Source organism: Elstera litoralis, assembly GCF_000963705.1.
Classification (GTDB): domain Bacteria; phylum Pseudomonadota; class Alphaproteobacteria; order Elsterales; family Elsteraceae; genus Elstera; species Elstera litoralis.
On sequence record NZ_LAJY01000311.1, the window covers coordinates 1 to 9,650 of the forward strand.

Annotated in this window: 13 protein-coding genes; 1 reads left to right on the forward strand and 12 read right to left on the reverse strand. The window is 60.4% G+C overall.

The genetic code is table 11. From position 1 onward, the window contains the following. On the reverse strand, positions 1–354 hold a 354-nt coding region (locus VZ95_RS12360; RefSeq protein ID WP_045776116.1), incomplete at its 3' end, for a hypothetical protein. Further along, a complete protein-coding gene (locus tag VZ95_RS12365; protein WP_045776117.1) occupies positions 354–806 on the reverse strand; it encodes an ABA4-like family protein in 453 nt (150 codons plus the stop codon). The genes VZ95_RS12360 and VZ95_RS12365, both read right to left, overlap by 1 nt. Before the next feature lie 87 nt (positions 807–893). Here VZ95_RS12365 and VZ95_RS12370 point away from each other — a divergent pair, with 87 nt between their 5' ends. Continuing rightward, complete coding sequence (locus VZ95_RS12370; RefSeq protein WP_045776118.1) at positions 894–1,493, forward strand: TetR/AcrR family transcriptional regulator; 600 nt, start codon at positions 894–896, stop codon at positions 1,491–1,493. Positions 1,494–1,514: 21 nt separating this feature from the next. Here VZ95_RS12370 and VZ95_RS12375 read toward each other — a convergent pair whose 3' ends face one another. The 10 genes from VZ95_RS12375 to VZ95_RS29770 all read right to left on the reverse strand — a co-directional run. Further along, positions 1,515–1,823 carry a PIN domain-containing protein gene (locus VZ95_RS12375; protein WP_332308087.1) on the reverse strand — a complete coding sequence of 103 codons (309 nt, stop codon included), beginning with the start codon at positions 1,821–1,823 and terminating at the stop codon, positions 1,515–1,517. A 134-nt stretch (positions 1,824–1,957) separates the two neighbouring features. Then, positions 1,958–2,200 (reverse strand): type II toxin-antitoxin system Phd/YefM family antitoxin, encoded by a 243-nt coding sequence (locus VZ95_RS12380; protein ID WP_045776119.1) that lies wholly within the window; start codon positions 2,198–2,200, stop codon positions 1,958–1,960. A gap of 61 nt (positions 2,201–2,261) precedes the next feature. Continuing rightward, positions 2,262–2,606, reverse strand: a complete 345-nt coding sequence (gene uraH, locus VZ95_RS12385) for a hydroxyisourate hydrolase (RefSeq protein ID WP_045776120.1) — start codon at positions 2,604–2,606, stop codon at positions 2,262–2,264. Then, a complete protein-coding gene (gene uraD / locus VZ95_RS12390) occupies positions 2,606–3,115 on the reverse strand; it encodes a 2-oxo-4-hydroxy-4-carboxy-5-ureidoimidazoline decarboxylase (protein ID WP_045776121.1) in 510 nt (169 codons plus the stop codon). Before uraD ends, uraH begins: the two co-directional genes overlap by 1 nt. A 31-nt stretch (positions 3,116–3,146) precedes the next feature. Then, on the reverse strand, positions 3,147–4,094 hold the full coding sequence (locus VZ95_RS12395) for a Gfo/Idh/MocA family protein (protein ID WP_045776122.1): 948 nt from the start codon (positions 4,092–4,094) through the stop codon (positions 3,147–3,149). A 180-nt stretch (positions 4,095–4,274) separates the two neighbouring features. After that, positions 4,275–5,939, reverse strand: a complete 1,665-nt coding sequence (locus VZ95_RS12400; RefSeq protein WP_198148269.1) for an IlvD/Edd family dehydratase — start codon at positions 5,937–5,939, stop codon at positions 4,275–4,277. Positions 5,940–6,031: 92 nt separating this feature from the next. After that, positions 6,032–6,895 carry an AraD1 family protein gene (gene araD1, locus VZ95_RS12405; protein ID WP_269747107.1) on the reverse strand — a complete coding sequence of 288 codons (864 nt, stop codon included), beginning with the start codon at positions 6,893–6,895 and terminating at the stop codon, positions 6,032–6,034. 204 nt (positions 6,896–7,099) lie between these two features. After that, positions 7,100–8,278, reverse strand: a complete 1,179-nt coding sequence (gene mmsB, locus VZ95_RS12410; RefSeq protein ID WP_045776123.1) for a multiple monosaccharide ABC transporter permease — start codon at positions 8,276–8,278, stop codon at positions 7,100–7,102. 3 nt (positions 8,279–8,281) lie between these two features. After that, a complete protein-coding gene (locus tag VZ95_RS12415; protein WP_332308085.1) occupies positions 8,282–9,325 on the reverse strand; it encodes a sugar ABC transporter ATP-binding protein in 1,044 nt (347 codons plus the stop codon). Beyond that, positions 9,309–9,650, reverse strand: a 342-nt coding sequence (locus VZ95_RS29770; RefSeq protein ID WP_332308086.1) for an ATP-binding cassette domain-containing protein, incomplete at its 5' end; no start/stop codon positions are given. The genes VZ95_RS12415 and VZ95_RS29770, both read right to left, overlap by 17 nt.

Consider the following 9,650-nt stretch of genomic DNA (forward strand, 5'->3'; position numbering starts at 1 on the left):
GGCTTGATAGGTGATGTAGATCATCTCAAATAAGCTCGTGGTAATAAGTACTACGGAGAGCCAGAAAACTAAACGGCTAAAGCGTTTTTCTTTCTGTAAGAACTCCAATAGAAGGGCAACCGTTAAAAGATGTATGGCGAGTGATGCCTGAAATTTCATTGGCTTTATCCAAACGGATATGTCGTTTATGTGACGATCGTCAAGTAAGTATGCAGTATATGTTGGAATAAGGCACAAGGCGGATAAAATTGCGACAGCCGCCAACCAAGGGTTTCCGCGATAAGCCGTTGCGATCACATCGGTTATCACTTGGATCATGCGGCGCACTTGTATGAAAAGGGGGGCTTGAGTCATTATTTTTTCTCCTGAAAAGCGGGTTGAAATGCTGTTCGGCATAAGACCCAAAGCAAAAGCCCCGCCGGGCCGAACAAAAAGGCCAGTGGTAGTACAGCAATCAGCAACCAGCGCGGTAGGCTGCGGGCTTCGGCATCGCGCGCTATCCAGGTGCCAATAAAAAGATCATAGGCTAGGAAATGCACCCAACCGGCGAGCAGAAGCCAGTCGGACTGAAACAGTAGGCTCACGTCGGCAAGACTGTTGAAGCCGCCCTCGGCGTTCCACCAGTGAATGCCGATGATCGCCGTGTAGAGCGTCGCAAGGGCAAGGGGAATGGCAAGGCCCGCGCCCCAGTCGCGCAAACGGTGCCAACGGAATAGGATCGCTACTCCCAGGAGTCCCCACCCGAACAAGGCGAGTGCGCTGGCCATGCCGAAAAGGGTTGCGGTCGTAGGGGGCGGTGCGATCATAGCGTCTCCAGTCGGGTATCTTGTCGATGACTAGATTGAGGGTGGAGCAAAACTTGTCAACGACAAGATGGTGCGGTAAAAAAAGCGATGACGTTGAAAACCCCGCGCTACCACCACGGCGATTTGCGCGGTGCGCTGATTGCCGCTGGGCGCGCGATTCTCGAGGAGGGCGGGCCGTCGGCGCTTAGCTTGAGGGAGGCTGCGCGCCGCGCAGGCGTGTCGCACGCCGCCCCGCGCCACCATTTCCCCAGCCTTCAGCATTTTTTGGGCGATTGCGCCGCCGATGGGTTCGATGAGTTTACCGAGGCACTGACCGTCGCTGCCGCAAGCGGTCAATCCCCTGCCGAGGCCCTTGTGGCGATGGGCCGGGCGTATGTGCGCTTCGCCGAAGCCAATCGGGCGATGTTTCGCTTAATGTTTAACCGCGATACCGTTGGCGAGCATAGCCAAGCGCTTCTGGCGGCAGCAACGCGGGCCTATTCAACGCTGGTCGAGGCTGTTCGCGCGGTCGATACGACCGTTTCCCAGGACGAACTTAACTATCGGATTGCCTCGATCTGGTCGATCGTCCACGGCTACGCGCATTTAAGCCTGGAGGAGAAAATTTGGGTCGGCCCCAATGGCCCAGCCTCGGCCGATCTTGCGGCGCGGGCGGTTCAGGATTATCTGCGGGGGATACTTGCGTAAATTACGCGCGCGGATAGCAATTCAGTCTGGCAAGCGCACGAAGGGATCTACGACGGCGATGCCCAACGGTTCAAAGTGCCGCAGATTGCGGGTTAGCACGGTCAAGCGGTGATGCTGGGCGGTTGCCGCGATGGCAATGTCGGCTAAACCGGGGGCCTGCCCCTGCGACAGGGCGTGATCGGAGAGCAGCCCGGCAACCCGCGCGACGGGAATATCGAAGGGCAAAACCCGTCCACTATAGAAGTGCAAAAGCGTTTCAAGCCAATCGCCAAGCGCTGCCGCGCGCTGGATACCGCCAGTTCGGCGTAACTTTGCAATGCCACTTTCAATCTCTGCGACGGAGACGGCGGAGAGAAATAACCGGTCTGAGTGGCTTCAAGCCACAGCCCGAGGGGGATGAAGGTTGGATTGGGGAGGCGGCGGAGACGATATTGGTATCGAGCAGATACAGCATTGCGGCAACATTAAAGCTCAATATCGCGCAAAGGTGCGCTGTCACGCTCCGGCAAATCCCCTGGACCCAGCGGCGCGCTCATCAACAGACGCGCGAAAGAGGGGACATTGCTCAGGCGTTGCCATTCGTCAAAGCCAAGGATAACAGCTTCCGGCTTGCCGTGCCGGGTGATGACGGACGGCTCTCCTCGTGCGGCATCATCCACGACGGCGGAGAGGTTGGCCTTGGCGTCGCGCAACTGGATTTGCCGCATTTTTACCCCCTATACCAATGGTGACTACTGTAGTCCTTGGCGCGGAGAGACGCTAGACGGCTCAACTTCCCCGGTAGGTGCTGAACCCGAACGGCGAGACCAGCAGCGGCACATGGTAGTGCCCCGTGGCCTCGGCGATGCCGAAGCGGATCGGCACGATATCGAGAAATTTCGGCTCCGGCAGCGCAAGGCCGAGGGTGTCGAAATAGTCCCCGATATGAAAGCGCAGCTCGAAACTGCCCGTTGGGATGGTTTCGCCCGACAGCAGGGGCGCGTCGGTACGGCCGTCGCTATTGGTGACGGTTTCGAGCAGTTTGGCCCCGTTCGCGTCGAACAATTCGATCCGCACCCCCGCCGCCGGTTTACCGAGGGTGGTATCGAGAATATGGGTGGAGAGCCGGGCCATTAATCCCCCAGAAGGTTGGTGAGGCGCAGGCGCGCGATTTTGGCGACTTCGGCAAGCGCGGTGGTGAATTCCGCTTCCCGGCTATTGGTAATCCGGCGTCCGAAAGCCGCAAGAATGCTGGCTTTGGTGTTTTCCCGCACGGCGATGATGAAGGGGAAGCCGAATTTTTCCGTATAGGCGATATTGAAGGCCGTGAAGCGCTGAAACTCTTCTTCCGTGAGCTGGTCCAGGCCCGCGCTGGCCTGTTCGGCGGTGGACGCATCGGTCAGCCCCCCCGCGCGCGCCAGTTTTCCGGCAAGATCGGGGTGAGCGCGCAGCAGGGTAAGCTTTTGCCCCTCATCTGCCGCCGTGACTGCCGCGACCATCGCCGCGTGCAGCGCGCCCAGGTTGGCGAAGGGGCGCTGCGGGGCGACGGTGCTGGCCACCCAGGGCGAATGTTCGAAAATCCCGCCGAGCGTTGCAGTGAAACGCTCAGCGGGGGCGGTGTTAAGATCGGCGAGTTTCGTCATGCCCTCAGCTTGCGGAAACCGCCGCAAAATCTCAAGCGGCGTCCCAGTCGAACGGCGCAACCGCGTGGCGCTTGCCGATCAAGAAGGCATCGGCGACCAAGTGCAGTGGGCTACCGTCCACCTCTGAGCGTTTTTCATCCAGCAGGGTTTTGAAGCGCGTGTAGATTTCCGGATACTCGGTATCGCTCTCATCAATGACCAACTGCCCGCCGAGCCACAGTTTGGTGCCGCCGTGGGTGAGCGTGAGGGCAAGGCCGCTTTCGGTGACGACATCGATGCTCCACGTCTGCTCCCCGCGCTGCATCCAATCGACTTCGACCGTGGCGTCCACCTTCGGCGAGCGGGCGTCGGCGAGCGTCAACCGCGCGGCAATGGGGGTATGACGGTTGGCCGGGAAATCGAGATCGGCAGCAGCGACCGTTAGCCGATCCGGGAAGATTTCCGTGAGAATGGAGAAAGCGTTGATCGTCGGATCAAACACGCCGAAGCCGCCGGGGTGCCACACCCATTCCTGGCCGGGATGCCAGCGGTTCACGTCTTCCTTCCAGGTCACGGTCAGCCGAACCAGCGTTTCCGCCGCCAACAGTTCCTTGGCTTTGGCGACGCCCCGGTTGAAGCGCGAATGCCAGGTGGCGAACAGCACCCGCCCCGCAGCCTCCGCCGCCGGAGCCAGCGTTAGGGCCTCGCTGACCGAGGGCGTCGGCGGCTTTTCCATCAACACATGTTTTCCGGCAGCAAGCGCCCGCCGCACCAAATCGGCCCGGCCCTGCGGCGGCGTACACAGGACCAGCGCATCGAACTCCGGCCCGTCGCGTAAGAGCGCGTCCAAATCCCCGAACTGCGGCAACCCTTGGTAGGAAACCGGCGCTCGGCTGGCAAGCGCCACGAGATCGAACGCCGGATTGGCCGCAATCGCCGGGAAATGCTGCGCCTTGGCGATGACGCCAACCCCCATGAGAGCCAAACGATAGGCGGCCATAGTGTCATCCTCTGTTGGCAGGGGCGCTGCCCCTGCATCCCCGCTTAAGGGGCCGCTGCCCCTTAAGAATCCAGGCTTCCTTAACTAGGAAGCCGGATAGAGAGTCATTAAAATTGGGATTACCAAGGGACAAGTCCCTTGGTCAGGGGTGTCGGGGACGGCGTCCCTGACAACGCTTCCCTAATGCGAATCGCGCCCAATCCCGGAGCCTCGGCAACCGCGCAGGAAGTCGAAATCGACCCCCTCATCGGCTTGCGTTACGTGCTCGACATAGAGCTGCGCGTAACCGCCCTGGGGTTTCGGCACGGGGGAAACCCAGGCGGCTTTGCGGGCGGCAAGCTCGGCGTCGCTCACGTCGAGATGCAGGTGGCGGCCTGGAACGTCGAGTTCGATCATGTCGCCGTTCTGCACCAGGGCGAGCGGCCCACCGTCCGCCGCTTCCGGCGCGACATGGAGAACGACGGTGCCGTAGGCGGTGCCGGACATGCGCGCGTCGGAAATGCGGACCATGTCGGTGACGCCGGTTTTCAGCACTTTTGCGGGCAGGCCCATATTGCCGACCTCGGCCATGCCGGGATAGCCCTTCGGCCCGCAATATTTGAGCACCATCACGCAGGAGGCATCGATATCGAGCGCGGGATCGTTCACGCGGGCGTGATAATCCTCGATGCTTTCGAACACCACGGCACGACCGCGATGGGTCAGCAGATGCGGCGAGGCGGCGGAGGGCTTCAGCACCGCGCCTTTAGGGGCGAGGTTGCCGCGCAAGACGGCGATCCCGCCCGAGGCGGTTAGGGCCTTTTCCTTCGGCAGAATCACGTCCGGGTTATAATTCGGCGCGTTCTTGACGTTCTCCCACATCCCCGTGCCGGAGGCGGTGAGTGCGTCCTTGTGCAACAGCCCCATCTCCCCCACGGCGCGGATCACAGCAGGCAGGCCACCCGCATCGTAGAATTCCTCCATCAGGAATTCACCCGACGGCTGGAGATTGACGATCGTCGGCACGTCGCGCCCGAACTGGTCCCAATCCTCAAGGTTGAGCGGCACGCCGATGCGCCCCGCCAGTGCCAGCAGATGCAGCACCGCATTGGTCGAGCCGCCAATCGCGCCATTCACCCGAATGGCATTCTCGAAAGCTTGCCGCGTGAGAATGTCGGACGGTTTTAGATCGTCTTTCACCATATCGACGATGCGGCGGCCCGAAAGCTGCGCCAGCACCTGACGGCGGGCATCGACGGCGGGAATGGCGGCATTGCCGGGCAAGGTCATGCCCAAGGCTTCGGCCATCGACGCCATCGTCGAGGCGGTGCCCATAGTCATGCAACTGCCCGCCGACCGGGCCATGCCCTGTTCGGCATCCATAAAATCTTCCAGCGTCATTTCGCCGGATTTGACCATTTCGGAGAATTGCCAAATGGCGGTGCCGGAGCCGACGCTTTTACCGCGCCATTTGCCGTTCAGCATCGGCCCGCCGGAAACGACGATGGTCGGGATATCGACGCTGGCGGCCCCCATCATCAGCGACGGCGTGGTCTTGTCGCAGCCGACCAGCAGCACGACGCCGTCGATGGGGTTATTGCGGATCGCCTCTTCGGCATCCATCGCCGCGAGGTTGCGGAACATCATCGCCGTGGGGCGCAGGGTGCTTTCGCCGCAGGAGAAGACCGGGAATTCCACCGGAAACCCGCCCGCCTCATACACGCCGCGCTTCACCCGCTCGGCGATATCGCGCAGGTGCGCGTTGCAGGGGGTGAGTTCCGACCAGGTATTGCAGATGCCGATGATCGGGCGACCGTCGAACGTATCCGCCGGAAGCCCCTGATTCTTCATCCAGGAGCGGTGCATAATCGCGTTTTTTGCCGGTACCGCCGAACCATTCCTGGCTGCGCAAGGACCGGGGCCAAAGGGCTTTGGTGAAGCTCATGATCCGGGATTCCTTAAAGCGCTTTGACGGCGGGAGTATTGGCGGGAACAATGCTGAGCGGATTGCGCAGCGGCAGGCCGAAATCCGGGACCGAAATTTCAAACACATCGCCTGATTGCGTCGTGATGCCATCGGCGACGGAGAGGGTAGCCGTGCCAAACAGATGCACATGCACGTCGCCCGGTTGGCGGAACAGCGCGTATTTGAAGTGGTGATATTCCAGATTGGCGATAGTGTGGGACATATTATCCTCGCCCGACAGGAACGGCTTCTCCCACAGCACCGCGCCGTCGCGCAGAATCCGCGAGGTGCCGCGGCAATCCTTCGGGAGTTCGCCAATCAGCAGTTCTGGGCCGATGGCGGCGGGGCGCAGTTTCGAATGGGCGAGATAGAGGTAATTCTGCCGCTCGGTGACATGGTCCGAAAACTCATTGCCCAAGGCAAAGCCCAGGCGAAACGGTGTACCGTCTTCCCCGATCAGATAGACGCCCGCAATTTCCGGCTCCTCGCCACCATCGAGGGCAAAGTCGGGCGAGGGCAGGGGGGCGCCGGGGGCGATTAGGGCCGCGCCGGTGCCCTTATAGAACCATTCCGGTTGCACGCCGGTTTGCCCAGCGGCGGGCTTGCCGCCCTCAAGACCCATGCGGAACATCTTCATGGAATCGGTAAGCTGCTCTTCGCCCGTTGCATCCAGCTTCTTATGCATCGCGTCGCGCGCTGAGGCTGAGCCGAGATGGGTGAGGCCGGTGCCGGTGATATGCAGGTGCCCAGCGTCGCGATGGTCGATGGGGGAGAGCAGCGTTACCGTGCTCAAATCCACCGTATCGCCCAGGCCTTGCGCGGCCACTTGCGCTTCGAGCCCACCGCCCGGCGGCAATGGCGAGCGCGGCGAGATCGTAGATCCGACTAACGCCTTTCACGATTCGGGCGTCGGTGCCGGGGGTACGCGCCGCGACCGCGCGGTCGCCGGTGGAGGTGAGGATTTGCGAGAGCAACATGACAGTTTTCCTTATCATCAGGCAAGCCGAACCCGCTCCCCCGCACAGCAGCGGAGGCGGGGAGAAGCTTTTGGGGACGGGCTTTAGGCTTTGTTCTTATTGTAAACGTCGATATAGACCGCGAACATCAGCACGAGGCCTTTAATCACCTGTTGGTAATCGATCCCGATGCCAAGAATGGACATGCCGTTATTCATCACGCCCATGATGAAGGCGCCAATCACGGCTCCCATCACTTTACCAACCCCGCCGGAGGCCGAGGCCCCGCCGATGAAGCAGGCGGCGATCACGTCGAGTTCGAACGATAGGCCCGCTTTCGGCGTCGCAGTGTTGAGGCGCGCGGCGAAGATTAGCCCGGCGAGCGCGGCCAGCACGCCCATATTCACGAAGGCGAGCAACACCAGCCGTTCGGTCTTGATCCCCGAGAGTTTGGCGGCTTTTTCATTGCCGCCCAGCGCGTAAATGCGGCGACCGATCACCGTGCGGCTGGTGACGAACTCATAGGCCATAATGAGGGCGAACATGACGATCAGCACATTCGGCAGGCCTTTATAGGAGGCCATCAGGTAGCTGAAATAGCCAAGCGCCGCTGTGAGAAACAGGGCTTTACCCCAGAACAGCGCCGTCGGCTCCTGGCCCAACGACAGATGCTGGACGGCTTGGCGCTTGCGGGCGTCGCGGTAGAGAATGAGCAGGGCAACGCCGATGCCGATCAGCAGCGAGGTGATCTTCAGCCCCGGCCCTTCGAAGATTTCCGGGATAAAGCCCGAGCTTAAGCGTTGGAATTCAACCGGAAACGGGCCGATGGACTGGCCTTGCAGCAGCGCGAGGGTGAGCCCGCGAAACACCAGCATCCCCGCCAAGGTGACGATGAAGGAGGGGATTTTGAGTTTGGCGATCCAATAGCCCTGAAGACCGCCGATCAAGCCGCCGACGATCAGGCAAATCAGCATCGCAGGCAAAAAATGCATCTCATACTGCACCATCAGCACGGCGGCGAGCGCGCCGACGAAGCCGACGATGGAGCCGACCGACAGATCAATATGCCCGGCCACGATGACCAGCAGCATCCCCAGCGCCATAATCACGATATAGCTGTTCTGAAGAATCAGATTGGTCACGTTCAGCGGGCGCAGCAGCGTGCCGTCCGTGGTGAACTGGAAGAAGGCCATAATGATGACCAGCGACAGCAGCAGGCCATAGTCGCGCAGATTGCGCTTCAAGAAGGTCTGCGTGCTTGTGTCTTTGAGTGCGATGGTCATTGTCTAGGCCTCCCCATTCCGCATAATCGCGCGCATGATTTTTTCCTGCGTCGCTTCGGCCACCGGAAATTCTCCGACGAACCGCCCCTCATTCATGACATAAATCCGGTCGCAAATGCCCAAGAGTTCCGGCATTTCCGAGGAAATCACGATCACGCCTCGGCCTTCATCGGCCAATTGGTTGATGATTGTGTAGATCTCATATTTGGCCCCAACGTCCACCCCGCGCGTCGGCTCGTCCAAGATCAGCACGTGCGGATCGGCGAAGAGCCATTTGCTCAGCACGACCTTCTGTTGATTGCCGCCCGACAGGTTCAGGGTTTCTTGGAACACGTCCGAACAGCGAATCGACAGGCGGCGGCGATAGTCTTCCGAAACTTCCGCTTCGCGACCGCCGTCGATCACGAGGCGCGTCGAAACATTGGGCAGGTTGGCTAAGGTGATATTCTTGGTGATTGGCTCGCTCAACACTAGGCCGAGGTGCTTACGGTCCTCGGTCACATAGGCGATGCCCTGGTCGATGGCTTTTTCGATGGTCGAAACGTCGATGCTTTTGCCAAAAAGCTTGGCCTCGCCGCTGATTTTGGTGCCGTAAGCGCGACCGAAGAGGCTCATGGCCAGCTCCGTGCGCCCGGCCCCCATCAGGCCGGCAATCCCCAGCACTTCACCGCGCTTCAGGTGCAGATTGACGCCCTTAATCATTTCGCGGTCGGTATGGATCGGGTGATGGGCGCGCCAGTCGCGCAGCTCGAAAATCACCTCGCCGATCTTAGGCTCGCGCTTCGGGTAACGGTCGGCCATTTCGCGGCCGACCATGCCCTTGATGATGCGGTCTTCGCTCACCGGATCGCCGCCGAAATCGAGGGTTTCGACCGTATAGCCATCGCGCAGAATGGTAATGCGGTCGGCGACCTTGGCGATTTCGTTGAGCTTATGGGAGATCAGAATCGAGGCGATGCCCTGGCGCTTGAATTCCAATAGCAGTGCCAGCAGGTTTTCACTGTCGCTTTCATTGAGGCTCGCGGTCGGCTCATCTAGAATCAGCAACTTCACTTTTTTTGGACAGCGCTTTGGCGATTTCCACCAACTGTTGCTTGCCGACGCCCAAATGGGTAATCAGCGTATCGGGCGATTCCTTCAGCCCGACCGTATCCAGCAATTCTTGCGTGCGCGTATGGGCGAGCGTCCAATCGATCACGCCCCAGCGCCCGGTTTCATTGCCTAAAAAGATATTCTCGGCAATCGACAGGAGCGGCACCAAGGCCAGTTCCTGATGAATGATAATAATGCCGCGCTCTTCGCTATCGGCAATGCCATCGAATTTTTGGGCGGACCCTTCGTAGAAAATATCGCCTTCGAAGCTTCCGTGCGG

Bases quoted from the DNA above. Each gene is read 5' to 3' on its own strand.
- VZ95_RS12395 (WP_045776122.1), bottom strand. From the start codon at position 4,094: ATGGCCGCCTATCGTTTGGCTCTCATGGGGGTTGGCGTCATCGCCAAG.
- VZ95_RS12400 (WP_198148269.1), bottom strand. From the start codon at position 5,939: ATGCACCGCTCCTGGATGAAGAATCAGGGGCTTCCGGCGGATACGTTC.
- VZ95_RS12365 (WP_045776117.1), bottom strand. From the start codon at position 806: ATGATCGCACCGCCCCCTACGACCGCAACCCTTTTCGGCATGGCCAGC.
- VZ95_RS12370 (WP_045776118.1), top strand. From the start codon at position 894: ATGACGTTGAAAACCCCGCGCTACCACCACGGCGATTTGCGCGGTGCG.
- uraH (WP_045776120.1), bottom strand. From the start codon at position 2,606: ATGGCCCGGCTCTCCACCCATATTCTCGATACCACCCTCGGTAAACCG.
- VZ95_RS12380 (WP_045776119.1), bottom strand. From the start codon at position 2,200: ATGCGGCAAATCCAGTTGCGCGACGCCAAGGCCAACCTCTCCGCCGTC.
- mmsB (WP_045776123.1), bottom strand. From the start codon at position 8,278: ATGACCATCGCACTCAAAGACACAAGCACGCAGACCTTCTTGAAGCGC.
- uraD (WP_045776121.1), bottom strand. From the start codon at position 3,115: ATGACGAAACTCGCCGATCTTAACACCGCCCCCGCTGAGCGTTTCACT.